A 23,351-nucleotide genomic window follows, 5' to 3' on the forward strand; every position below is an offset into this window, starting at 1 on the left:
CCTCAGATTCATAAACAATGATATTTAAATAAATATATATGTTTTTAGCCGGAAAAGGAACCGTTTTTCTGCCCGTCCAGCAGGCTTTGCTTGAGATCCAGCATGTCCAGCACCTGCCAGGCGAATTGAAGATCAAAAAACACGGCATGCTGTTCGAGCCGGAGATCCAATATTTCCTCGATGCGTTTCATGCGATAGGCAAAGGTGTTGGGATGAATATCGAGCAGGCTGGCGGCTTCTTTAAACCGTTTGCCTGAGAGAATGAAAGCGTCCAGCGCTTTCAGCAGCTCGTATTTGTTTATGGAGCAGCTGTCTAACTCTTCGCTGCTGCGCAATTGGTGCCTGGAGGACACAACGCCCATATATCGGGCGTTATTCTAAATATTTGCAGGAAGCAGGCTTCCGGGTAAGCGGCACGGTGAAGGACACGCTGGACAGTCTGTTAGCGAATAAGATGCTGATGCACAAGTCGACATCAATATAGAAAAAGAGAGTGAGCTTCGATCCTGGCGATCGGAGCTCAAATTTATATACTTGAGAACGGGGAGGATTAGGAGGTAGAATAGAAATGTCTTTAAATGAAGCGTTTTCACACCAATTAAAAAGGAGCACTTGCAGATGAATTCTAAAATTCCTGTTCCGCATCAACCGCTCGTCAGTCATATTTATACTGCGGACCCTTCCGCCCATGTGTTTGAAGGGAAAATTTATATTTATCCTTCCCATGACCTTGAACATGACGGGCCGGACAATGACAACGGAGACCAATATGCGATGGAGGATTATCATATCCTGTCGCTGGATAATTTCTCGTCGCCGGTAGTCGATCACGGTGAAGCACTGCATCTGCGCGACATTCCTTGGGCTTCCAAACAGCTGTGGGCTCCGGATGCGGCTTTCAAGAACGGCATCTATTATTTATTCTTCCCGGCACGTGATCATGACGGCATTTTCCGGATTGGTGTTGCCACCTCGAAGTCTCCTGCAGGACCTTTTAAGGCTGAACCTGATTATATCCCGGGAAGCTACAGCATTGATCCAGCGGTATTGGTCGATGAAGACGATAAAGCGTATATCTATTTTGGCGGACTGTGGGGCGGACAGCTGGAGAAATGGCAGACAGGCACTTTTGAGCCGAATCCGCCCGAACTGAAGCCGGACCAACCTGCCTTGGGCCCCCGAGTAGCACTGCTCAGCGAGGATATGCTGACCTTCCAGCAGGAGCCGCAGGAAATTTCGATCCTAGATGAAGAGGGGCAGCCGATTCTCGCCGGCGATGAGGACCGCAGATATTTTGAAGGGCCTTGGGTACATAAGTATAACGGACTCTATTATCTTTCTTATTCCACAGGGTCTACTCATAAGCTGGTTTATGCGGTAAGCGACAATCCGCTGGGTCCATTTACCTTCAAAGGTACGATCCTGACCCCGGTGATCGGCTGGACGACTCACCATTCCATCGTGCAGTTTGAGGATAAATGGTATCTGTTCTATCATGACAGCTCTTTATCGGGCGGGGTCAACCATAAGCGGAGCGTGAAATACGCCGAACTTACATATAACGCAGACGGGACGATCCAAACGATTGATCCGTACCCATCATGATCCTTTAAGCTACAATTTATATAATCAGTTAGGACCTGCTGGACCTGCTAGACTTGGCCGCTTAATGCGGCTTTTTTTATTGGAACAGGCTGTGTAGAAAATGTGTCTCTTTTCGGCTATGCTTAAATGAAGAAGAAAATAGATGAAGAGAGCGAAGCCAGAAGATGAAAAAGCTGAAAATAGACGATGTTGCCCGTGCTGCAGGCGTTTCCAAAAGCACGGTATCCCAATATCTGAACCAGAGATATAAATATATGAGCGAGGAGACCCGCCAGCGGATTGGAGAGGTCATTGACGAGCTGGGATACCAGCCCAACGGCCTGGCACGCAGCTTAAAACAGAACCGGACGCATCTGGTAGGCGTCGTTGTGGCGGATATTGATTACAGCTTGTCCATCCAGTGCGTAAAGGCGATTGAAAATGAACTTCAAAACCGCGGGATCCAGGTGTTGATCTGCAATTCGGATGAAAATCCGGAGAAAGAGCAGCGTCATATTGAAACGCTGATCGCAAGGCAGGTTGACGGTCTGATTGTCTTTCCTACCGGACATCAGGCGTCTGCCTACGAACGGCTCAGCGAGCAGCAGCTGCCGTTCGTGTTGATTGACCGGCTTGTCGAAGGTGTCAGCACGCAAAGCCTGCTGCTTGATAACGAAATGGCCGTGAAGCTGGCTGTGGAAGAGCTGGTTCGCGAAGGACATGAACGAATCGGGATTGTGACGCTCCCGCTCGGAGAGCAGGGGATTACGCCGCGTAAGGAGCGGCTGGGCGGATTCCGGAAGGCCATGGAGGAGGCCGGCCTGCAGCCGGTCGAAGATTATGTGCTCAGCGTTCCGGCAAGCGAAGTAGCTGCCAGATTGGCGGAACTGCTGGCACGGCCCGAGCCGCCGACGGCTCTGCTTGCAGGCAATGACATCGTACTTGCCGAGCTATTGAAAGCAGCTAACCGTCAGGGCATCATCATTCCGGAGCATCTTTCGCTGATCGGGATTGACGACGCCGAGTTTGCTCAAATTTATAATCCTGTTATCACGACTATCCGCCAGCCGGCTCACGAAATGGGCGCCCAGGCAGCCAAAGTCATATTGTCCGCTATTGAGGAGAAGGACCGTCCGGTACCGATCACGTACCGCTTTCCGCCTACGCTTCAGCAAGGGGCATCAGTGAAAGACTTGAAATCTAAATGAACGTTAAATAGACTCTAAATAGGCTTCCGAATGACTGTAAAAGGAAGGGACCGGTTTTCGGTCTCCAACAGTCAAAAAGGGATTTCTCCCGGCATCAATGCCAGAAGAAATCCCTTTTTGGTTTGATAAGTATAAGTTCTTTCAGCAGCATGAGGCTGTCGAATACGAGACTGCGTGCGCTGCTTAACTGACGGGGATGGCTTTAGCGAGAAAAGACTCCAGCTCGGAGCGCCGCGGCAGACCATCCATATCGCCCGGCGACATGACCGCAAGTGCACCCAGCGCATTGCCGCGCAGCACGGCGGAACGTACATCTAGCTTCTCCAGCATGCCGCTGATTACGCCCACAGCAAAGGCATCGCCTGCACCAACTGTATCTACTACTTCATCCACTTTGAAGCCTGGAACATAACCTTCCAGCCCGGAAGATTTGAAATATGCCCCGCTTGGTCCCATCTTGATCGCCACCAGCGAAACGCCTTGGCTCAAATAGAAATCGGCGATCTCCTCCGGAGAGGTAAGACCGGTCAAAATCCGGGCTTCACCAATGCCGGGCATGAACCAATCGGCACGGGCGGCCAGCTCATTCGTTATGCGGATCATCGTCTCCTGGTCGCTCCAGAGCACCGGGCGGAGATTCGGATCAAAAGAAACCGTGCGTTTAAGCGCTTTCATATAATCCATGGCATGACGGGAAAATTCCAGTGTGGACGGTGAAAGGGCGGCCGAGATGCCGGTAACGTGCAGATGTCCTGCCAGGCCGAAATAATCCGGATCAAAGTCGTCGATGCCGAGCGTGGAAGAGGCTGAATTTTTACGGTAATACTCGACCTTGGGGTCTCCGCTTTGTACACGTGATTTTAGGAGCAGGCCTGTAGGCCGTTCACTGGACATTTTGACACCGGAAGTCTCAATGCCTTCCTTCTGTTGAACTTGCAGAATATGCCGGCCCAGACTATCATCGCCCAGTTTCGTCACATAGCCGGTTGGATGGCCGAGACGGCACAACCCCGTTGCCACGTTATTTTCGGCCCCGGCTACGGCCTTTGAGAATGAAGTAACGTTCTCAAGTTCTCCAAATTCCTCAGCTCTGAACATAACCATCGGTTCGCCAAAAGTAATAGCAGCCAACTGCTTTGACATGCGGAATCCTCCCCGTAATCATTCTTTCACTCAAAATATCACATAAACCGGTTTAGTACAATGATCATTTTAACTTTGTCGTTCCCGTTAGAGCGATACGAGGCCAACTCTCCGGCATACAAATCAGAGCTAGAAATCAAAAATTCCTTAATATATCAAGGATATACAAATTACTCAATGATCTTACTTTCCAGGGCAGTTATTTCTGCAATCGTTTGCAAAAAAAGGTTGACGAAGCTTCGAATTGCGCTTAGTATCAAATTAAACAACTAATTATCGCAATTTAAAGACTTATTTACTAAATTTATTTACTAATTTTAAGTGTTATAGAGTTCATGGAATAACATTCAATAAACAAAAGGAGCAGAAACCTATGAAGAAGCTTAAAGTGCTGGAAAGCCTGTCCGCCTGCGGTGTAGTTGCCGTAATTCGGGCGGATAACGCAGAGGATGCCTGTAAAATGTCGTCAGCTTGTATTGAAGGCGGCTTGACGATGATTGAAGTAGCGTTTACAACGCCTGGTGCGGATGAAGCCATCCGCAGGCTGACTGCGGAACACGGGAATCAAGCGGTCATCGGCGCGGGAACTGTACTTGATCCGGTCACGGCCCGAATCGCGATTTTGGCTGGAGCCGAGTTTGTAGTCAGTCCATCGTTTGACAGCGAGACGGCGAAGATCTGTAATTTGTACGGAATCCCTTATATGCCGGGCATCCTGACCCTGGGCGAAATCAAAGAAGCTCTTAAATCTGGAGTCGATGTATTAAAGCTGTTCCCGGGCAGCGCGTTTGGTCCGGATTTTGTGAAAGCGGTCAAAGGCCCTATGCCTCATATCAGCATTATGCCAACCGGCGGCGTGGATCTGGAGAATATGGAGCAATGGCTGAAAGCAGGCTGCATCGCAGTCGGCATCGGCGGTAATCTGACGGCTCCCGCGAAGCAGGGAAGATACGACAAAATTACGGAGTTGGCCGCTGCTTATGTGGCCAAATATCAAACGCTGCGCGGCAGCGTATAGGAAGCTCTTTTTTAGAATATCCTTTGAAATTTTGGAGTAACGACGGTTTGACGCAGGTCCAGTGATGTGAACGTTTGAACTGCGAAACCTCATATTCCAGTTCAGTCCGGTCGTGGCTTGTCAGAAGGACGTGGATTAGCCATAATAAAATCTCCAGATACAAAATTGACCGGAAGGAGCGAGAGGGGATGGAATATAACCCTGCACAATTGATCGGACATGGCTTGCAGCTGGCCGGGACCAGCCTGCGTTACCCATTTTATCCGGATTTGCCTGTCTTGTATGTCGGAAGCAAAATGTTTGCTCTCTTCGGAAGGAATGAAGATTACCCGAGCATGACTGTAAAAACGAACCCGGAAGAAGCATGGATCGTTCGTGAGCAATATCAGGGAACTGTAATTCCAGGCTACCATATGAATAAAAAGCACTGGAATACGGTTCTGCTTAATGGGAAAGTGCCGGATGCTATTTTGTATGAAATGATCGAGGAATCCTACGGCCTTGTGTTTCGAAATCTGCCGCGCAGCGAGCGGGAGACGATAACCGGCTTATTGAAGTAGAATTTCACTTATAAAAAAAGCTTAACTTGACTATCTCCTGTCGGGTTAAGCTTTTTTACATTTTGCGTAGAGTAAGGTGAAAGGGTTATAGGACAAGGCCGGTAAAGAATACTTCCTTATAGGAGTGTGATCCAGGGGAGGAATTAAAACTTTGAACAAGCCAAGGAAAGTATATGTTTACGCCATAAGCGGAAAGACCGTCCGTTCGATTAAAATCATCATTCTGGTTGATGTTCTTTTGGGCACGGGGCTTTATTTCACGGTGAAATGGGTGACCTCCAGCCTGCTGATTTCCACTATAGGAAGCATTGCGGGCAGTGAAGGCTACAAATGGAGGCTTAGAAAACAGCGGTTCAAAGTGGTTTCCGTCAAGAAAAGACCCTATCCATCAAGGATAAATGAACAGTTCCATGGTAAAGCTATAAGCCTGTTCCGTAAAAATTGACAATTCCGCCAGAGGGTACTAATATATTCAAGCGTAGAAAAAAGTAACTTATTGCTCTATAAATAGCAGCTTACCTTTATAAGGTATTGCCGAACCTTAGCAGAAACTATTGGAGGGAACATACGGATGAGCAGCAACGAAGCTAAACGCCAGCAACTTCTGGACGCTTTTCATTTCAGACATGCTACTAAATCTTTTGATCCTAAGCGTAAAATTGCGGACGAGGATTTCCAAACGATCCTCGAAGCAGGCAGATTGTCTCCAAGTTCAGTCGGTTTGGAACCTTGGAAGTTTCTGGTTGTTCAAAACAGCGACCTTCGTGAAAAGATCAAAAAAGTCTCTTGGGGAGCACAGGGACAGCTGCCTACGGCAAGCCATTTTGTTGTCCTTCTTGCCCGCAGGAACGGACGTTATGATACGGAATATTTCTGGAACCAAATGACGAAGATCAAAGGGATTCCGGAAGATACGGTACGTCAAATGATGGGACGTTATGCCGAATTTCAGGGAGAAGACTTCAATTTGTTTGAAAGCGAGCGCGCCTTGTTTGACTGGGCCTGCAAGCAGACCTATATCGCTTTGGGCAACATGATGACCGCCGCAGCGCTGCTCGGCATCGATTCCTGCCCGATTGAGGGCTTTAACCAGGCTGCCTTAAATGAGGTTCTCGAGCAGGAGGGACTGCTGGAGAACGGAATATACGGCGTCAGCGTAATGGCCGCGTTTGGTTACCGGGTGCAGGAGCGGCGTCCGCAATCCAGAAGAAGCGCAGAAGATGTTATTCAGTGGCTTAACTGATGAAACATGAATAAGCAAAGCAAACCTAACCTAACATCTGATTGAAAAGCAGCAAGCCCCGTTTCAGGTTTAAAATCTGAACGGGGCTTTTCTTGTTTTTCTTTACATCCGGAGTGAGGAGAGCAGGTCGTCCAGCGTTCCGTTAAATTGATCCAGGTCGACATTTCCTGCCACACCAGGAATACTTCCGGTTTGGGAGTATTGCCATATGGACCAGCTGTCCCAAGCCGTAACCGGGGTAGGCAGCTTGCTGCTGTATTTGGCTACCCAAAGCTTATAAGCAGAGAAGGTAGCGTCAAAGTTAGCGGCAAATACATTGCCCGTATACATCATCGGGCGGACTCCGGCAACCGTTTCGAATTCGGACAAAAAGGCTTTGGCCACCTGGTTAATCTGGGCGGTTGTCAATTTGCCCGGATTATCTTCATAATCCAGCACGGGCGGAAGATCAAGCTGCTCAATCCCGCCTGCGGACTGCAGGGTTTCGATAAAGTGATCCGCCTCAAGCCGTGCATTCTCCGGCGTTGTGGCATCCAGGAAGTGATAGGCGCCTGTAAGCAAGCCTGCGGCTTTTGCACCTGCCAGATTGGCGGCAAACTGCGGGTCCTTAAACGTTTTGCCTTCCGAAGCCTTAATAAAAACAAAGGAATAACCGGAGGCGGCGACGTTTGCCCAGTCGATCGAGCCATTATGATGGGACACGTCAAGCCCCATGGCGATCCCGGTTGATGCGCCGGGCTGCGGGGCCGAATCGCTGGCAGCCGGCTGCAACTGAATCGTAATCGTACCTGACGATTGTTGAAGCTGATAGGATTGGTCTCCATTCAGAACCAAGACGATTTGGATCGAAGAGGAGTCATCCGAACCGCTGAACTGGGAAAGCTCGATTTCATTGACGTTAGGATCGCTTGGCAGAAGAATATCTCCGTGATGATTGTCGTCAAGCGGGTATTTCTGCGTAAAACCTGCATCAAAAACCGCAGCAGGCAAATCAATCTGGAGGCGATTCGGATCGCTCAGCAGAGCTGTCCCAGGCTCCGTTGAGCCTTGAACGGTCAGCACTAACTTCCCATCTGCCAGACTCAAATCCTTGAGCACGGCTTGAGCAGGTTTATCGGACACGGAGACGGAGGTGTCCTCTGGCTTGGAACCGAGAGCAGGCGAGGAAGCTTGTCCTGTCCCGGAACCCGAAACGGGATTGGGCTCCGCTGTTGTTCCCTTGGACGGCTGACCTTTAGATGTAGTGACTTTTACCGATTTTGTCGCTGAATCCCAGGCTACTACGCTCCCGAGCTGTTCCCCAACAAAACGGATCGGGACAAAAGCCGTATTGCCAGAGAGCACAGGGGCGGCGCTTAACTGAATGGTTTGTCCATCTGCCACAGCCTCAAGGCGGTTCAAGGTCAGTTTGATCGTCTGGCTTGCGTTATGTATGGTAATCGTTTTATCTCCGTTATTCCAATCCACGGTATAATTCATCTCTTCGGTCAAAACCCGCAGTGGAACCAGCACCCGGCTGTTAGAAATAATGATTTGCTCTGATTTCGATAGACTTATCTCCTGATTATTCAGGAACAAATGGGTGCTCTCCTTGGCCGAAACCGCCTGAGTCTGAACCCAGCAGAGCGTTAGGAACGCGAATAAGCCGAAAAATAACAGTTTCTTCATGATGTACCACCATTCTATGATTTGTAATCTTCAGGACGGAGAAGTTGTCTGTTGTCCTGACTATATACTTTGACGATAAATTAATCGTAAAAGTTTCGATTAGATTCGAGGATTTATAAAGTTTTTTAAGGGCTGCTGTCGAGTAAGGACCCTTCGAAAGGAGATAAATCGGTCTTTTCAAAATAGAAGTTTGTGATATAATCGTAAACATTACGATTAAAAGAGCAGAGGAAGCTGGCATATCCTTGGATATAGAAAACCAACAAGGGAGGGAATAGACCAAACTTCGAAGGATCCTCTGCAAGCTGTACAACTATGGATTACATATAAGGGAGATTGAGAGAAATGAATTTATCAGGTCGTAAAACATCCGCAGCAGTTATCGGATTGATGCTTACTTTAACTTTATCCGCCTGCGGGTCGTCCAATTCTTCAGTTCAGGAACAGTCCGGAAGCTCCGATCCTGCCGTTTCGGCGGCAAATGGAACGTCAGCTTCAAATGCTAATACAGATACGTCCCAGGCAGCTGCCTCAAGCAATCAAGCAAACGCCCCTTTCCTCAGCTTTAAGGATACCGAAGGGCGGGAGGTCACATTATCCAGCCAGCCGCAGCGCATCGTGGTGCTTTCTCCTGAAATTCTCAATATGATTTATGCCATCGGCGGCGAGGTGCTGGGTCGGGCAGACGCCGCGGATATTGAGCTTCCTTCGGGAGCGGAGAAGGCGGAAAGTGTAGGCCAGGTCTCCGAGGTAAGCAGCGAGAAGATTCTCGCGCTGCAGCCGGATCTTGTGATCGGCCAGCCGCGGTTCCACAAGGATTTGGCTCAAACCTTTGAAAGCAGCTCGATTCCATTTGCCTTAATGCAGGTGTCCTCGTATGACCAGATCGCCGATACGGTGGAGCTTCTCGGCAAGATCACGGGCAAAGAAGCCGAAGCCAAAGAGCAGCTGGATCAGCTGCAGCAGCGGGTGGACGCCATTAAAGCCAAACTGCCGGATAAACAATTAACGTTTGCTAACATGAATGTAACGCCGGCTTCCGTCTCTATTCAGCGCTCTGGAACCATTGGTCTGGATATCGCCAAAACCATGAATATGACCAACGTCGCCGAACAGCTTGAACCGGATAAGAAAAGCCCGACAACGGTTCCTTACAGCCTGGAGAAGCTGGTGGAGCAGGATCCCGATTATCTGTTTCTGATCATTCACGGCAGCCGGGCAACCGGAGAGAAGAAGATCAAAACGGATATGGAAAGCAACCCGGCCTGGAGCTCCTTGAAAGCCGTGAAGGAGAAACATGTCGTGATCGTGCCTTCTTCGCTGTTCCTGACCAACCCGGGACTGAAATACGATGAATCCATGACTTATTTGGCCCAATATGTGTATCCGGATATTTTCGGAGCGCCAGCGAAAGAAGAGGCTTCCGGCGCCCCTCAGCAAGGCCATGGTAAATAAGTGGACGAATCCCTATCAGGAAAAAGCGTTATATCGTCTATCAGTTATAACGCTTCTGATTCTGGCGGTTGTTGGAGCCAGCATATTCAGTCTTTGTGTCGGCGCCGTCAAGGTTCCGCTGCCGGATTTAATCCGGTATTTGTTCGATGGAAGCTTTAAGGGGCCTTTACGGGAAATTATTTGGAATATCCGGATCCCCCGGATTATAGTGGGGCTGCTGGTCGGGGCCTGTCTGGCTGTATCCGGCTCCCTGCTGCAGGGCATCATGCGCAATCCTTTGGCAGATCCCCATATTATCGGCGTATCGAGCGGAGCCGGCTTGTTCGGCATTCTGGTGATGCTGGTCTGGCCGGAATATGAATACCTGCTTCCGCCCATCGCATTCCTGGGCGCCGCCTCGGCGGCCGTCATTATTTATTTGCTGGCCTGGAGAGACGGGATACAGCCGGTACGGATCGCGCTTTCCGGCGTTGCCGTATCGGCTTTCCTCGGCGCCGGGATTTCCGGTTTGTTAGTCTTCTACAGCGACCGTGTACAAGGCGCTCTTGTCTTCATGGTCGGCGGATTGGCGGCCAAAAGCTGGCCCCATGTCCAGCTTATTCTCCCTTATGCGCTGCTCGGACTGCTTGCTGCGGTTGTAGGCGCTCCCAAGATGAACCTGCTGATGTTAGGAGATTCGGCGGCGCGGAATTTGGGCGTCCGGGTGGAGTGGATCCGCCTGCTGATGACGGCGGTCGCTACGATGCTTGCGGCCAGCTCCGTCAGCGTAGCCGGTCTGCTGGGATTCGTCGGATTGATTGTTCCGCATGCGGCGCGTCTGCTGGTAGGCGGCGATTATCGTCTGCTGGTGCCTTCCTCGGCCTTGCTGGGGGCGGCGCTTGTTGCTTTCTGCGACACGCTGGCTCGAATTGTATGGGCGCCCACGGAGCTTCCGGTCGGTATCATTATGGGGGCGTTTGGCGCGCCGTTTTTCCTGTATTTATTAAGGAGGAATCGGTCATGAGCATTTTGTCGACCAGCCAGGTGACTCTCAAATATGGGGGGAAAGCTCCCGTAATCCGGGAGTTGTCCTTATCGATTGAACAAGGGAAAGTGTACAGCATTATCGGCCCGAACGGCTGCGGGAAAAGCACGCTCCTAAAAGCGTTGTCTAAGCAGATGAAGGTTCCGGAAGGGCAGGTTTTCTATCAGGAGCAGAACATGAAACAGATGAAGCCCAAACAGGTGGCGCAGAAGCTGTCTTATTTGGCTCAGTCCAATGAGCCGGCTGATTTGACGGTCCGGGAGCTTGTGGCTTACGGGCGTTCTCCTCATCAATCTCTGTTAAGCAACCGGAAAGAAGAGGATGAGAGAATCATAGATTGGGCGCTTAAGGCGGCTTCGTTAAAGCATCTGGAGCACCGGAATATCGAGGGTCTGAGCGGGGGAGAAAGGCAGAGGGCCTGGATCGCCATGTCTCTGGCTCAGAAGACGGACGTTCTGCTGCTGGACGAACCCACAACGTATCTGGATATTCATCATCAGATGGAAATTCTGGAGCTTACCCGGCAGCTGAATCGGGAACTATCCATGACCGTTCTGCTGGTGCTTCATGATATCAACCAGGCCTGCCAATTCAGCGACGAGCTGATCGTGATGCGCGAAGGGCAAATTTACGCCCGGGGAGTGCCGGAGCAGATCATGAATGCAGGTCTGCTTAAAGAAGTGTTCGGCGTAACGGCAGCAGTCCAGCGGGATGAACAGACCGGCAGACCTTACTGCCGCATTATAGGAAGGGATAGAACGGCTGATTCAACTCCCTGATCTAAAGCTTGCAAAGGATGATGACATTGACTATACACCAAGAAACTTACCCGTTTACGGCCATCATCGGCCAGGAAACGATGAAGACGGCCATATTGCTAAATCTGGTTAATCCCAAACTCGGCGGCGTGCTGATTAAAGGGGAGAAGGGAACCGCCAAATCCACGGCCGTCCGCGCAGCGTCCGAGCTTCTTGATGACTTGCACGTGGTGAACCTGCCGGTCAGCGCGACGGAAGACCGGGTCGTCGGAACGCTAGATATTGAACACGCCATCCGGCACGGGGAGAAGAAGTTTGATCCCGGACTGCTGGCCCAGGCTGACGGGCACATCCTGTACGTGGATGAAATCAATCTGCTGGACGATCAGATCGTCGATGTGCTGCTGGATGCGGCCGCTTCCGGCATCAATACGGTTGAACGCGAAGGCATCTCCCATTCCCATCCTGCCCGGTTCATTCTTGTCGGAACGATGAATCCCGAGGAAGGGGATTTGAGACCTCAGCTCCTGGACCGGTTTGCTTTATCCGTTGAAGTAGCAGGAGAGAAGAAGATCGAAGAACGCGTAGAGGTCATTGAGCGCAGATTGGCGTTTGAAGCCGATCCGGCAACTTTCCATGACCGGTTCCGATCCGAGCAGGAGCAATTGAGAGCCAAAATTCTTCAGGCAAGGGAGCTGCTGCCTGCGCTCAAGCCAAGTCAGGAAATTCTGCAGAAAGCAGCCGAAATTGCCATCGCTCTGCAGGTAGACGGGCACCGCTCAGACATCACAATGATCAAGACGGCCCTGACGCTGGCCGCGCTTGAAGGCAGCAGCCAAGCGGAACTGGAGCATCTTAGCCGGGCTGCGGTGCTCGCCATGCCGCACCGGCTCAAGAAATCGCCTTTTGAGCATCAAACGGGAACAACAGAGAAGGTGCTTCAGGTGCTGCGGGAAGTTGGGGCTCTATCCTCATGAGTCTTCAACCCTTTCCTTTCCCTGCGATGACCGGCGGAGAGAAGCAAGGAACAGCGCTAGCCCTTATGCTGCATCTTCTTCATCCTGGACTGGGCGGTGTGCTGCTGAGCGGACCCAAAGGGACCGGCAAGTCGACCTGGCTTAACGGACTGAGGGAGCTCGTCCCTCATCTTAGAACAACGGTCATTCCGGTTGGCGTTACCGAAGACCGCTTGCTTGGCGGCCTGGATTGGGGAGGATTAAACGGAGCCGCGGGAGAGGCGGCAGGTGACTCAGCCGGCATCAAGTTCCGGGAGGGGCTGCTTGCCGAATCCGACAACGGATTGCTGCTGGTGGATCAGATCAATCGTTTGCCCGCCGAACTCCTTTATCCTTTGATGGAAGGTGCCAAATCCAAAAGGCTGCAGCTTGAACGCGAAGGTGTCTCACGCGAAATGCCTTGCTCTTTCCGTTTATTTGCTGCCATGGATCCCGAAGAAGGCGAACTGTCACCCGGAATTCTGGATGGATTTGGGCTCTGCCTGTTTATCCCTAACGACTTTGACGTTCAAAATCGGCTGGAAATCTCAAGCAGGCGTTTGGCCTTCGAAGAGGATCCGGCTTCCTTTATTGATCAATACAGCGAGCAGATGAAGCAGCTCCGGCAGCGTTTGGAACGGGCGTCGGCGCTGCTTCCCTCAGTCACTGCGCAGCCGAAAGTACTGCTCCTGGCTGCAGAGGTTGCGCATGAAGCCGGCTGCGATGGGCAGCGGGGAGAGTATTTTTTGATCGAAAGTGCAAGGGCGCTTGCTGCCTGGGAGAACCGGACATCCGTAACGGAGGCGGATATCGCTGGGGTTGCGCGGTGGGTTCTGCCGCATCGGATGAAGGAACGGCCGGAGCAAGCCCATCCGCGGGAAACGGAGGGAAGCGGCGAGTCCGGGCAAGCACCGGAGGAAGATCAGGAGTTCAACGCGGGTTCCCCGTCCTCAAACGCCGGCAGCTCCTTGCAGGGGCATGAACCTCGGGAGGAACAAAATCCATTTGAAGCATCTTTGTCGAGCGATGAACAGCTGTCCGAGCCGTCCTCCGACAAGCCGGACAGGGAAAAAATCCATGAGATCGGCCGTTCGCTGGCAGAAGAGGCGCTAAAAATTCAAGTCAATGCCGCATTAAACAAGACGCAAGCGAAACAAGGCGGAGGCGGCAAAAGGCAGCTTGTCCGATCCATTAACCAAAGGGGCCGGTATAGGGCTGCCGCACTGCCAAAAGGAAAAATCACAGATTTGGCGCTTGATGCGACCCTGAGGGCGGCTGCGCCCTTTCAGCGTATCCGAACCGGGAAACAGACGGCCTTTCAATTGGAGGCACGGGATTTCAGGCAAAAGGTTCGGTATGCCCGAAGCGGCACGGTGATTCTATTTGCAGTAGATGCCAGCGGCTCCATGTCGGCCCGCAAAAGAATGGAGGCCGTAAAGGGAGCCATTTATACGCTGCTGAATGAGGCCTATGTGCAGAGAGACCGGATCGGCATGCTGGCCTTCCGCAAAAATGAAGCCGAGCTGGTTCTGCCCTTTACCCGCAGCGTAGAATTCGCCGTCAAGCAGCTGCGGGAACTGCCGACCGGGGGCCGCACACCGCTGGGTCATGCGCTCCGTTCCACTTGGGATATGGTGCAGAAGCACGGCTTGTTAAATCAAGGACAGGCACCCGTAGTCGTGTGGTTAACGGACGGCAAAGCGAATCAAGGCACGGTACCGGGCATGTCCATCGCCGAGATCACGGAGGAGTGCCACCGTTTGGCCTCCCGGTTTCGTCAGGCAGGCATGCATACGCTGGTTCTGGATACCGAGCAGGGTTATCTCAGGCTCGGTCAGGCCCGGAAGCTGGCGGAAGTGATGGGCGCTTCCTATTATAAGCTTGAACAGCTGCAGGACAGCGAAGTCGTGAACGCGGTTCGGCATATTTTACATTAAAGAGGAGGAAGTAAACGAATGAAAGTAGTCCTGTTCTCAGCCTCCCAGTCTGCGCTTCGGGATCTCTCCACGGTGTATCCCCGGATGAGGGAGCAAGAGAGAGAAGCACTCACCTTATCCGTGTTTAATCTGGAGGGTTCATTTGACGATGATCCGCTTTGCAGCATCCAATCCGCCGCAGAAGAAGCGGATCTCATCCTCCTGGATGCCCACGGGAGCCCGGCGGAGAAGCTCCAGCCCGTGATCGGAATATGCAAATCTGTAAAGGCCAAGCTGATCCCGGTAGGGGGCAATTATCGCCAAATGGAGGGAGCTCTGTCGCTTGGCGAAATGACCCCGAAGGAACAAGAGTCCAGACAGCAAATCCGTGCCTATTGGCAGGGTTCTGGCCTTCAGAACCTGGAGCACCTGTTAGCCTATCTCCTGCATCAATACAGCGGGCGCCCTGATCAGTGGGCTTGCCCTCCGGTTCCCGTTCTGCTTGAAGGGATACAGATCATGGAGGCCGAAACGGGGGAACAGTTTGAGACGACCGGCGACTACTGGAAGGCAGCGGGAGCCGAGCTCTCAAAACCAACGGTTGCGGTTCTCTTTATGGGGAACTCGTATCCCTTGGATACCCGGCCTGTCGTTTCTTCCATCATCCGCAAAATTCGGGAACAAGCCGGAGCCAATGTTCTGCCCGTCGGCTTTGCCTCCATTGCCGGTATCGATGTCCAGAAGCTGCGGCATTATTTGAGCTGCGGCGGGGCGGATGGATCGCAGGTTCGGCTGATCGTCAATTTCATCCCGTTCCGCCTGGGGTCGGGACCTACAGGCGGTGATTCGGCCCAGGTCATGGAGCTGCTCGAGGAGCTGAAGGTTCCGCTGGTGCATCCTTTTTTCCTCACCCGCAAACAGCGTTCAGATTGGGAATCCTCCCCTCAAGGATTAGCTCCCTCGGAATTTATGGTCCAGATGATGCTGCCGGAATTGGACGGGGCGATTGACCTGCTGCCGGTAGCTACCATGGAACCGGGCGGGGGAGACGACGAGATAGGCTCCCATTGGAAGCAGCTTTCGGTGATCGGCGACCGGGCAGATCGTTTGGTCAGACGTATAACGAGATACCTGACTCTGCAGAGCAAGCCGAGAGAGGATAAAAAGGTCGCCATCATCGGATACAATTACCCGCCGGGTGAAGGCAATTTGTTTGGCGGGTCGTTTCTGGATACCTTTGAATCGCTGTCCCGCATTCTTTCCCATTTGAAAAAAGAAGGCTACCAAGTGGAAGAAATGACCGGAGAGGAAATCCGCAGCAAAATGCTGCAGGAAGGACTGGTCAATTCCGCCGTTTGGGCCGATGGGAATTCCCGGTCCGGCTTGATCCCTTTTCCTGCTAAGCAGTATCAGCATTCCCGCAATCCCAAGAGAGCCCAATCGATGCTGCAGCGCTGGGGCCCCCCTCCGGGTGAGGTGATGGCGGAGAAGGAGCATTTTCAAATTCCGGGCTTTATCAATGGCCATGTCTTTATAGGGCTGCAGCCGACCCGGGGGATTCATGAGGATCCTTCCAAATCCTATCATGACAAATCCCAGCTGCCGCCTCATCAATACCTGGCGTTCTACCAATATATCCGTGAACATTTCCAGGCCGATGCCCTGCTTCATATCGGTACGCACGGCACGCTGGAATTCATGGAAGGCAAAGAAGCGGGCATGTCGCAGGATTGTCTGCCGGATGAGCTGATCGGGGATCTCCCGCATTTCTACTACTATTACATGGGGAATCCTTCGGAAGCGATGATCGCCAAGCGGAGAAGTCATGCAGTGCTGATCAGCTATCAGTCACCTCCGTTTGAAGAAGCGGAGCTGTACGGGGATTTCAATAAGCTGGATGGGCTTCTGCACGACTATTATCAGGCTCAAAGGCTGAATCCCGGGCAGGCGGAAGAGCTGGTCCTTCAAATCCGGGAAGCTGCCCAATCGCTTCACTTAAATGGAGATGACCTGGAAGAGATAGAGAAGGAGCTGTACCGGATGCGCCGTTCCTTGATTCCTCATGGACTGCATATCCTGGGTGACAGGAACAGCCGGCAGCATGCAGCGGATTATATGGGGTTTGTATTGAAGCATGACCGGGCGGAAGCCCGTTCCCTTGTCTCTTTGTTGGCTGCGCGCAAGCAGTGGGATTACGAGCAGCTGGTGGAGCGAAATCAGCTGGAAGCCCTTGAAAGTCTGGATAAAGAGGCCGCCGCGGTTACTGATCTATTTGCGCGGACCGGTGAAATTCCGTTCACTCGCTCCGGTTCCCCGGAATGGGAGCAGGAGTGGTCCAAAACCTGGGCGTTCGGCAAACAAGCCTTTGAGCTGGCGCAGGCAAACCGCGAGCTGGAGCAGCTGACCCATGCCTTGGACGGGAAGTATGTTCCGGCCAAGCTGGCCGGCGATGTGGTGCGTCATCCGCATATTTTGCCGTCCGGATACAATTTGTATCAGTTTGACCCCCGTGCCGTTCCCAGCGACACTGCAGTCAAGCGGGGAGAGAGATTGGCAGCGAACACACTCGCCTTATACAAGAAGGAGCAAGGAGCGTTTCCTTCGACGATTGCTGTTGTCATGTGGGGATTGGAAACGTCCCGGACCCAGGGAGAGACATTTGGTCAAATCCTGAGTTATTTGGGGGCGCGAATCGCCCGGCGAAATGCCTTGAATCAACCCGTATATGAATTTATTCCCGTTCAAGAGCTTGGCAGGCCCCGAATGAATGTGGTGATTAATATTTGCGGTTTCTTCCGGGACATGTTCCCTAATTTAATCGAAGATCTGAACCAGTTGTTTGAGCAGATTTCCACCTTGGAAGAAGACGACACTGACAACGAATTCAAGAAGCAGACTCACCGGATCTATGAGCAGCTTGTGAAAGACGGAATGAACCCTAAGGCGGCCTGGGATCTGGCGTGCGCCCGGATCTTCGGTCCCGCTGAAGGTGAATATGGAGCCCGGGTCAACAAGCTGGTGGAGACGCGGGCCTGGACGGAAGAGGCGGATTTGGGACGAAGCTATATGGACAGCTTGAAGTATGTCTACAGCCGCCAAACCAGGGGCCAAGAGGCAGGTGATCTGTTCAGCATGAATTTGAAGGCGGTCGACATCGTCTCCCAGGTTCGAAGCAATCATGAACATGAAGTCACCGATTTGGATCATTATTATGAATATTTTGGCGGTCTGGCGAAATCAGTGGAATTGTCCAAAGGGACGCGGGCGGAAATCTACATTTCGGATACGACCGGCCAACATGTGCTTACGGAGGATGTGCAGGCTTCGATTCAACGGGGTCTGCAGACGAGAATTCTGAATCCGAAATGGATGGACGGACTCTTGGAGCATTCCTATCACGGCGTCCAGAAAATAGCGGAGCGGTTCCATAACATGCTGGGCCTTGCCGCCACGACCTCAAAGGTGGAAACCTGGATGTTCTCGGCGCTGCATGAAACCTACGTAGCGGATGAGCAGCGAAGCAGGCAGATGGAGGAGAACAACCGCTGGGCCTACCATCATATGCTTGAAACGCTGCTGGAGAGCCATCAGCGGCAGTATTGGGAGGCTTCCGAGGAAGAGCTGAGCCGCCTTTACAACCGGATGATGGAGCTGGAGGGTGAACTGGAAGGAAGCGAAGCCGAGCCGGTTTAGATTTATCAAGGAAAATGTCAGCAGAGAAAGGGAATTGTCCTGTCCGGGTCAGTCCCTTTCTTGCTTTTTCTTCTTTACTTTTCTAATAAGGACTTTTCAAAAGGGATCAACTCTGTTATTCTTTATTCGTAATTATTACGATTAAATATAGAGAAGCGTCTTTGCTCGTATAATTACGGTTTACTTTCTCAACTATGGGACGGAGTGTGAACAACAGATGCTGGATTCCTTCACCTTAACCCGAATCGGGGCCATTATGAATGGTTATATCGCGCAAAAGGTTCCCCCTGAACTGCGTGTTTCTGTTCGGTTGACTTATGACATCAGCAGGGACGAATTAATTCTGGCGGAAGAACGTCCTTCTGCCTGCCGATATGTATGGGACAAGGTCAACATCGCAAGGTTTTGCTGGAGCGAGGAAGGATGGAGGGTATATGCGCCTAGTTCAGAAGACAAGAGCTGGATCTGCGTTGATGTTATCCAGCCTTCCATGGATTTTGAAGCCCAGCTGGAACAAGTAGAACGGGACTCGCTGGGGATTTTTTGGCCGGAATAACAAGGGTTCGTTATTCACGGTTCATTTTAACACTGTAATGACATCAACTGGAGGGATTTCCATGGAGACAATGGATTGTATTATCGTAGGCGCAGGACCTTCCGGTATCGGGCTTGGCATAGTGCTGCAGGATTTGAAGCTGACTAACTTTTGTGTGCTGGAACGGGATTCCGTGGGGGCCTCCTTCAGGTTATGGCCTAAAGAAATGCGGATGATTACCCCTTCTTTTACGGGCAACGCCTACGGGCTTCTGGATCTGAACACGATTTCCATCGACACCTCCCCGGCTTTTACCTTGGGCACCGAACACCCATCGGGTCAAGAGTACGCGGATTATCTGGAAGCTGTTGCGAAATATAAAGAACTTCCGATTCAAACCGGGGTGGATGTAACGCGGATCGAGCCGACGTCCGAAGGGTTTCTTGTCTATACCAGCAAAGGTGTTATGAGCAGCCGGTTTGTGGTTTGGGCGGCTGGGGAGTTCCAGTATCCGAATCTGGGCGGATTCCCCGGAGCCGAACACTGCATACATAACAGTCTGGTACAGAGCTGGGATGATCATGTCAGTGAGGAAAGGATCGTCATCGGCGGGTTTGAGAGCGGGGCGGATTCGGCTATTCATTTAAGCCGGGCAGGAACGAAAGTGACGATCATTGACCGGGGCGTCAAATGGCTGGATAAAGACAGCAGCGATCCCAGCATGGAGCTTTCGCCTTTCACTAAAGACCGGGTCAAGGCCCTTGATGCCGGAGCTAAAATCGATTTTGCCGGCGGTTTGGAAGTGCAGTGGGTAGAGCCGGATGAGCAGGGCGGATTTGTTGTTTATGCCGAGGACATGGAGGGGACAAGCCGGTTGTTCAAGACCGCCGCTTCGCCTATCCTTGCAACGGGATTTAAAGGCAGTCTGGGTCTGATCGAATCGCTGCTGGAGCGGGGGGAAGACGGGCAGATTCTTCTAAGCCAGGTAGACGAGTCGACACGGACGCCGGGGCTGTTTGTCTCCGGGCCAAGTGTCGTTCATCAGCATTTGAAGCTTTGTTTTATTTACAAGTTCCGCCAGCGGTTTGCCGTCATTGCCGGGGTTATGGCCGAGCGGCTGGGACTTTCCACTGAAGCGCTGGAAAATTACCGCAGAAAAACAATGCTGCTGGACGACCTGTCCTGCTGCGAGGAAGACTGCACATGCTGAATGCGGCGGCCCAGCTGGCACCCGGCAAGCAGCACGTTGTTCTGATAGGCTTTGAGTCCTCCGGCAAATCCTCCTTATTCCGGGGCTTGACGGGCGAAGCAACCGGGGAGGAAGCCAATTTCAAAGGTTCTACCGTCATGTCGCGTCAAGCAAGGTTCACGGAGGACATGGATCTGATTGATCTGCCCGGCATGCGGCTGAAGGATGACAGTCTGACGACCCGGATCGCCATGCAGCATTTGTCAGAATCAGACCGGGTGCTGTTAGTCGTCCGGGGCACGCATGCTTCCGAGGAACTGCCCCGCCTGCTCGAAGCCGCTCAAGTTGAATCCAAACCGGGCGTGCTGGTCTTAACCTTCGAAGATAAGACAACCACTCAGCTTTATCAGCTGGCCGAACAGCTCAAGGATTGGCTGGGTATCCCCGTTATAACGGTAGACACCCGTCATTTATCGGAAGGGAAAATCCGGCAGATTCAAGCCGGGCTGCGGCTATCACGGCCTATTCGTCAGGGGGCAGCTGCGCCGGATATGGTTATGGAGGCCGTTAAGCCGCAGGAAACCTGGTTTGAGCATGCGGTTTGGGGAAGATGGCTTTCGCTTTGTACTTTGTTATTGATGTTTGCGCTGCCGGTTGTTTTGGCGTATCTAATCTCAGGCTGGCTGCAGCCGCTGCTCGATTCCGCCATTATTGATCCGGTCAAACAAGGACTCCAAGCAGCCCCGGCGTTCATTCAATCCTTATTGATCGGCGATTACGGGTTAATCTCTCTAGGCTTGTATTCTTTTGTTTGGGCTTTCCCCGTGGTACTGCTGCTTGGCTTCAGCCTGGCGGTCGTGGAGGAAAGCGGCTTGAAGGACCGGATAACGGATTCGCTTGATGGCTGGCTTAGGAAAATAGGCTTGACGGGCAGGGATTTGATCCCCGTCATTTCCGGCTTTGGCTGCAACGTTGTAGCCGTCTTCCAGAGCAGAACCTGCAGCAGCTGCACCCGTCAGGCCTGCGTATCCCTGATCGCTTTCGGCTCTGCCTGCAGCTATCAGATCGGCGCCTCGCTGTCGATCTTCAGCTCGGCCGGAAGGCTATGGCTGTTTGTCCCTTATCTGGCCGTCCTATTTATAGCGGGAGCGGTTCATACCCGGATTTGGAACCGGCACGGCCATAACCTCCCGCTGCCGGCTTATGAAGCCAAAACCTTCCTGCAGGTGCCTTCCGGCAAAGCCGTATCCTGGCGGCTGCGCTCGGTCATCAAGCAGTTTCTGACCCAGGCTATGCCGATCTTTCTGCTTATTTGCCTGGTGGCCGCAAGCTTAAATTATTGGGGCGTGCTGAACAAGCTTTCTGAATGGGCTGCACCTGCCTTGCAGATCTTCAGGCTGCCCGAAGAAGCTTCGAACGGAATCCTGTTCTCCGTGCTGCGCAAAGACGGATTATTAACGCTGAACCAGGATGGAGGAGCTCTGGTTGCCAGCCTGCAGACGTCACAGCTGTTTGTTCTGGTATTTCTGGCCTCGACATTGACAGCGTGCCTCGTTACGCTCTGGACGATCCGCAAAGAAATGGGGATACGGACAGCCGCGTCTATTGCGGGCAAGCAGCTCTTGACATCGGTGTGTGTCTCGATGCTGATCGCCTGGTTGACGGCTTGGCATTAATCGGATAGATCGAAGACACCTGTTTACAAATCGTAATCGTTACGATATAATCGAATCTTGTAATCGTAATTATTACGAATAATTAACAGGTACATAGTTATTGGCCAGTCAGAACTAGACGGCCAAAGCTTATCGAAAGACACGGTTTAAAGGGTTCTATTAGAAAAGGGGTTTAGAAATGAAACGCAGGAAACAGCTACTCGTTATACTTTCATTATCTTTAGTTCTGGTTGCAGCAGGATGCGGATCGAAACAGACCGGAGGTCAAAGTCAAGCCGGGGATGCTGTGTCAGCATCCAACTCATCGGCGGTATCGACTGCCGGGGTGAAACTTAAGATTGAAACAAGCTTCTACCCGATGTACGAATTTACCCGTCACGTAGCGGGCGATCTTGCCGAGGTGCACAATCTGGTTCCGGCTGGCGCCGAACCTCACGATTGGGAGCCTACGCCCAAGGATATTGCAGAAATTACGGATGCAGACGTATTGGTCTATAATGGCGCAGGTATGGAGGGCTGGATCGACCAGGTCACTTCCAGTGCGACAGGCGGACATTTGAATCTCATTGAAGCCAGCAAAGGACTGGATATCATGGACGGCTTTGTGGAAGAGGAAGAAGGCGAATCCGGCGAAGAAGAGGCTGGCCAGGATCAGGATCACTCGGGACTGGACCCTCACGTCTGGCTGTCTCCGGCACTTGCCATCAAGGAAGTTCAAAATATCGAGCAGGGTTTGTCTCAAGCCGATCCGGCCGATGCAGATACGTTCAAAGCCAATGCTGATGCTTATATAGCCGAGCTGCAAACGCTGGATCAGCAGTTTAAGGACAGCCTGAAAGATCCAAAACGCACGGATTTCATCACGCAGCATGCGGCGTTCGGTTATTTGGCTAGAGAATACGGCCTGACGCAGGTGCCTATTGCCGGCTTGTCGCCGGATCAGGAGCCGTCAGCTGCCAAAATGGCGGAGATTGTACAATTCGCCAAGGAACACCAGGTGAAGACGATCTTTTTTGAAACGCTGGTTTCATCCAATGTTGCTGAGACCATCGCCAAGGAAATCGGCGCCAAGTCGGATGTGCTGAATCCGCTGGAAGGGTTGACCGATGAAGAGCTGGCCCAGAACCAGAATTATATTAGTGTCATGAAACAGAATCTGACCGCGCTGCAAAAAGCTTTGAATGAATAACTCGTATCACTCTTATAACGGCATTTTACAATGCAATCAAAACCCGATCTAAAAAAACAATCTAACCCAATTTATAAACAGAAAGGTTGATTTTCAGTGGCTAAAAAATCCAAAGTGGTAAAAGAACTAAAACGCCAGGCCTTGGTAGAGAAATATGCGGAGAAAAGAAGAGAGCTGAAAGCCAAAGGGGATTACGAAGCTTTGCAGAAGCTGCCGCGTGATTCGTCCGCAACAAGACTTCACAGCCGCTGCTCGGTGAGCGGCAGACCAAGAGGTTACCTCAGCAAATATAAAGTATCCCGGATTGTATTCCGTGAACTGGCTCATCAGGGACGGATTCCGGGCGTGAAGAAAGCCAGCTGGTAAGCAGAGTATTAACGAAACGGGCTTTAATTGTGCTTGGTTGAGCTTTAATCGAGTTTTAAGCTTTAAATAACAAAAGCGGCGATCCGCCTTCGGAGTTTTTCATCCGGGCAGATCGCCGTTTTCTTTTGCAG

General features: G+C 51.9%; 20 protein-coding genes. 17 read left to right on the forward strand and 3 right to left on the reverse strand.

Going from position 1 to position 23,351, the window contains the following annotated elements; translation table 11 throughout:
• Positions 1 to 44: 44 nt before the first annotated feature.
• Positions 45 to 362, reverse strand: a complete 318-nt coding sequence (locus tag AWM70_RS07330; RefSeq protein WP_068695070.1) for a helix-turn-helix domain-containing protein — start codon at positions 360 to 362, stop codon at positions 45 to 47.
• Positions 363 to 618: 256 nt separating this feature from the next.
• Here AWM70_RS07330 and AWM70_RS07335 point away from each other — a divergent pair, with 256 nt between their 5' ends.
• Both AWM70_RS07335 and AWM70_RS07340 read left to right on the forward strand, forming a co-directional pair.
• Positions 619 to 1,605: a glycoside hydrolase family 43 protein gene (locus AWM70_RS07335; RefSeq protein ID WP_068695072.1), complete on the forward strand. Its 987-nt coding sequence runs from the start codon at positions 619 to 621 to the stop codon at positions 1,603 to 1,605.
• Positions 1,606 to 1,769: 164 nt separating this feature from the next.
• Positions 1,770 to 2,792, forward strand: a complete 1,023-nt coding sequence (locus tag AWM70_RS07340; protein WP_068695074.1) for a LacI family DNA-binding transcriptional regulator — start codon at positions 1,770 to 1,772, stop codon at positions 2,790 to 2,792.
• A gap of 183 nt (positions 2,793 to 2,975) precedes the next feature.
• Here AWM70_RS07340 and AWM70_RS07345 read toward each other — a convergent pair whose 3' ends face one another.
• Positions 2,976 to 3,935: a sugar kinase gene (locus tag AWM70_RS07345; RefSeq protein WP_068695076.1), complete on the reverse strand. Its 960-nt coding sequence runs from the start codon at positions 3,933 to 3,935 to the stop codon at positions 2,976 to 2,978.
• Positions 3,936 to 4,308: 373 nt separating this feature from the next.
• Here AWM70_RS07345 and AWM70_RS07350 point away from each other — a divergent pair, with 373 nt between their 5' ends.
• The 4 genes from AWM70_RS07350 (at position 4,309) to AWM70_RS07365 (ending at position 6,756) form a co-directional block, all read left to right on the forward strand.
• Positions 4,309 to 4,953, forward strand: a complete 645-nt coding sequence (locus tag AWM70_RS07350) for a bifunctional 2-keto-4-hydroxyglutarate aldolase/2-keto-3-deoxy-6-phosphogluconate aldolase (protein ID WP_068695078.1) — start codon at positions 4,309 to 4,311, stop codon at positions 4,951 to 4,953.
• A gap of 188 nt (positions 4,954 to 5,141) precedes the next feature.
• Positions 5,142 to 5,513, forward strand: coding sequence for an MmcQ/YjbR family DNA-binding protein (locus AWM70_RS07355; RefSeq protein ID WP_068695080.1), 372 nt, complete (start codon positions 5,142 to 5,144; stop codon positions 5,511 to 5,513).
• Positions 5,514 to 5,664: 151 nt separating this feature from the next.
• The gene (locus AWM70_RS07360) at positions 5,665 to 5,958 is read left to right on the forward strand and encodes a hypothetical protein (protein WP_068695082.1); all 294 of its coding nucleotides are present in this window, start codon (positions 5,665 to 5,667) and stop codon (positions 5,956 to 5,958) included.
• Between the two features lie 126 nt (positions 5,959 to 6,084).
• Complete coding sequence (locus AWM70_RS07365; RefSeq protein ID WP_068695084.1) at positions 6,085 to 6,756, forward strand: NAD(P)H-dependent oxidoreductase; 672 nt, start codon at positions 6,085 to 6,087, stop codon at positions 6,754 to 6,756.
• Positions 6,757 to 6,858: 102 nt separating this feature from the next.
• Here the strand turns inward: AWM70_RS07365 and AWM70_RS07370 are convergent, their stop codons facing one another.
• Positions 6,859 to 8,424, reverse strand: a complete 1,566-nt coding sequence (locus tag AWM70_RS07370; RefSeq protein WP_068695086.1) for a GH25 family lysozyme — start codon at positions 8,422 to 8,424, stop codon at positions 6,859 to 6,861.
• Positions 8,425 to 8,769: 345 nt separating this feature from the next.
• Between AWM70_RS07370 and AWM70_RS07375 the strand changes: the two genes are divergently transcribed.
• The 11 genes from AWM70_RS07375 to rpsN all read left to right on the forward strand — a co-directional run bounded on the left by AWM70_RS07375 (position 8,770) and on the right by rpsN (position 23,220).
• Positions 8,770 to 9,879, forward strand: coding sequence for an ABC transporter substrate-binding protein (locus tag AWM70_RS07375; RefSeq protein WP_068695088.1), 1,110 nt, complete (start codon positions 8,770 to 8,772; stop codon positions 9,877 to 9,879).
• The gene (locus AWM70_RS07380) at positions 9,869 to 10,882 is read left to right on the forward strand and encodes a FecCD family ABC transporter permease (protein WP_068695090.1); all 1,014 of its coding nucleotides are present in this window, start codon (positions 9,869 to 9,871) and stop codon (positions 10,880 to 10,882) included. The genes AWM70_RS07375 and AWM70_RS07380 overlap by 11 nt, the downstream gene beginning before the upstream one ends.
• On the forward strand, positions 10,879 to 11,682 hold the full coding sequence (locus AWM70_RS07385; protein WP_068695092.1) for an ABC transporter ATP-binding protein: 804 nt from the start codon (positions 10,879 to 10,881) through the stop codon (positions 11,680 to 11,682). The genes AWM70_RS07380 and AWM70_RS07385 overlap by 4 nt, the downstream gene beginning before the upstream one ends.
• 26 nt (positions 11,683 to 11,708) lie before the next feature.
• Positions 11,709 to 12,638 (forward strand): magnesium chelatase ATPase subunit I, encoded by a 930-nt coding sequence (locus AWM70_RS07390; RefSeq protein WP_237167857.1) that lies wholly within the window; start codon positions 11,709 to 11,711, stop codon positions 12,636 to 12,638.
• Positions 12,635 to 14,593, forward strand: a complete 1,959-nt coding sequence (locus AWM70_RS07395) for a VWA domain-containing protein (RefSeq protein ID WP_068695096.1) — start codon at positions 12,635 to 12,637, stop codon at positions 14,591 to 14,593. Before AWM70_RS07390 ends, AWM70_RS07395 begins: the two co-directional genes overlap by 4 nt.
• A gap of 18 nt (positions 14,594 to 14,611) precedes the next feature.
• Entirely contained in the window at positions 14,612 to 18,265 is a 3,654-nt protein-coding gene (locus AWM70_RS07400) for a cobaltochelatase subunit CobN (RefSeq protein WP_068695098.1), read from the forward strand.
• 217 nt (positions 18,266 to 18,482) lie between these two features.
• The gene (locus tag AWM70_RS07405; protein ID WP_083180162.1) at positions 18,483 to 18,821 is read left to right on the forward strand and encodes a DUF3024 domain-containing protein; all 339 of its coding nucleotides are present in this window, start codon (positions 18,483 to 18,485) and stop codon (positions 18,819 to 18,821) included.
• A gap of 61 nt (positions 18,822 to 18,882) precedes the next feature.
• Entirely contained in the window at positions 18,883 to 20,010 is a 1,128-nt protein-coding gene (locus AWM70_RS07410) for an NAD(P)/FAD-dependent oxidoreductase (RefSeq protein WP_083180163.1), read from the forward strand.
• Positions 20,004 to 21,665, forward strand: coding sequence for a nucleoside recognition domain-containing protein (locus AWM70_RS07415; RefSeq protein ID WP_068695104.1), 1,662 nt, complete (start codon positions 20,004 to 20,006; stop codon positions 21,663 to 21,665). The genes AWM70_RS07410 and AWM70_RS07415 overlap by 7 nt, the downstream gene beginning before the upstream one ends.
• 178 nt (positions 21,666 to 21,843) lie before the next feature.
• Positions 21,844 to 22,854 carry a metal ABC transporter substrate-binding protein gene (locus AWM70_RS07420; protein ID WP_068695106.1) on the forward strand — a complete coding sequence of 337 codons (1,011 nt, stop codon included), beginning with the start codon at positions 21,844 to 21,846 and terminating at the stop codon, positions 22,852 to 22,854.
• Between the two features lie 96 nt (positions 22,855 to 22,950).
• A complete protein-coding gene (gene rpsN / locus AWM70_RS07425; protein WP_068695108.1) occupies positions 22,951 to 23,220 on the forward strand; it encodes a 30S ribosomal protein S14 in 270 nt (89 codons plus the stop codon).
• Positions 23,221 to 23,351: the final 131 nt, after the last annotated feature.

Origin of the sequence: Paenibacillus yonginensis (assembly GCF_001685395.1) — a bacterium.
Classification (GTDB): domain Bacteria; phylum Bacillota; class Bacilli; order Paenibacillales; family Paenibacillaceae; genus Fontibacillus; species Fontibacillus yonginensis.

Excerpts from the sequence above, each read along its gene's own strand:
- AWM70_RS07385 (WP_068695092.1), top strand. The coding sequence starts at position 10,879 with ATGAGCATTTTGTCGACCAGCCAGGTGACTCTCAAATATGGGGGGAAA.
- AWM70_RS07335 (WP_068695072.1), top strand. The coding sequence starts at position 619 with ATGAATTCTAAAATTCCTGTTCCGCATCAACCGCTCGTCAGTCATATT.
- AWM70_RS07375 (WP_068695088.1), top strand. The coding sequence starts at position 8,770 with ATGAATTTATCAGGTCGTAAAACATCCGCAGCAGTTATCGGATTGATG.
- AWM70_RS07355 (WP_068695080.1), top strand. The coding sequence starts at position 5,142 with ATGGAATATAACCCTGCACAATTGATCGGACATGGCTTGCAGCTGGCC.
- AWM70_RS07395 (WP_068695096.1), top strand. The coding sequence starts at position 12,635 with ATGAGTCTTCAACCCTTTCCTTTCCCTGCGATGACCGGCGGAGAGAAG.
- AWM70_RS07415 (WP_068695104.1), top strand. The coding sequence starts at position 20,004 with ATGCTGAATGCGGCGGCCCAGCTGGCACCCGGCAAGCAGCACGTTGTT.
- AWM70_RS07410 (WP_083180163.1), top strand. The coding sequence starts at position 18,883 with ATGGAGACAATGGATTGTATTATCGTAGGCGCAGGACCTTCCGGTATC.
- AWM70_RS07405 (WP_083180162.1), top strand. The coding sequence starts at position 18,483 with ATGCTGGATTCCTTCACCTTAACCCGAATCGGGGCCATTATGAATGGT.
- AWM70_RS07340 (WP_068695074.1), top strand. The coding sequence starts at position 1,770 with ATGAAAAAGCTGAAAATAGACGATGTTGCCCGTGCTGCAGGCGTTTCC.
- AWM70_RS07345 (WP_068695076.1), bottom strand. The coding sequence starts at position 3,935 with ATGTCAAAGCAGTTGGCTGCTATTACTTTTGGCGAACCGATGGTTATG.
- AWM70_RS07400 (WP_068695098.1), top strand. The coding sequence starts at position 14,612 with ATGAAAGTAGTCCTGTTCTCAGCCTCCCAGTCTGCGCTTCGGGATCTC.
- AWM70_RS07370 (WP_068695086.1), bottom strand. The coding sequence starts at position 8,424 with ATGAAGAAACTGTTATTTTTCGGCTTATTCGCGTTCCTAACGCTCTGC.
- AWM70_RS07350 (WP_068695078.1), top strand. The coding sequence starts at position 4,309 with ATGAAGAAGCTTAAAGTGCTGGAAAGCCTGTCCGCCTGCGGTGTAGTT.
- AWM70_RS07330 (WP_068695070.1), bottom strand. The coding sequence starts at position 362 with ATGGGCGTTGTGTCCTCCAGGCACCAATTGCGCAGCAGCGAAGAGTTA.
- AWM70_RS07365 (WP_068695084.1), top strand. The coding sequence starts at position 6,085 with ATGAGCAGCAACGAAGCTAAACGCCAGCAACTTCTGGACGCTTTTCAT.
- AWM70_RS07380 (WP_068695090.1), top strand. The coding sequence starts at position 9,869 with ATGGTAAATAAGTGGACGAATCCCTATCAGGAAAAAGCGTTATATCGT.
- AWM70_RS07420 (WP_068695106.1), top strand. The coding sequence starts at position 21,844 with ATGAAACGCAGGAAACAGCTACTCGTTATACTTTCATTATCTTTAGTT.